The sequence below is a fragment of the Desulfogranum marinum genome (assembly GCF_016918565.1).
Lineage (GTDB): Bacteria > Desulfobacterota > Desulfobulbia > Desulfobulbales > Desulfobulbaceae > Desulfogranum > Desulfogranum marinum.
On the sequence record NZ_JAFFQD010000181.1, the window covers coordinates 1 to 390 of the forward strand.

The following is a 390-nucleotide window of genomic DNA, read 5'->3' on the forward strand; positions in this document are numbered from 1 at the left end:
GCGTATGCACGCACCAGTACGGATGTCCTGATTAGCCAGCGTTTGATTTCCCAGCAAAATGGTGTTGTGGATATCGCACCAGAGCAATATCAACGCTTAAGGCAGGCTTTTTTAGCTGCACAAAGCCTTGAGCAAGTGAATATGGAAGCGAGACGTTTGCTGTCCCAAGAGGCTGCTTTTGTTTTAGCACAGCCTAAAGATAAGCAAACCATGGATGCAGAACAAATTCGCCAGAAATTCAATAAAGTTCTTTGGCCGAAAATTCCTACAACTCCAGAGCCAACTCCAGTTGCGCCAGCAACTCCAGCTGCCCAATAATCGATAAAAAGATAGCCTGCGTAAATACACAGGCTATATTTCTTCCCAATAATTATTGTTCAGTTAATAATG

Annotated in this window: 1 pseudogene; it reads left to right on the forward strand. The window is 43.6% G+C overall.

What is annotated here, in order from left to right:
• A pseudogene (locus JWH17_RS23415) lies at window positions 1-318 on the forward strand (insulinase family protein); the annotation flags it as partial.
• Window positions 319-390 lie beyond the last annotated feature (72 nt).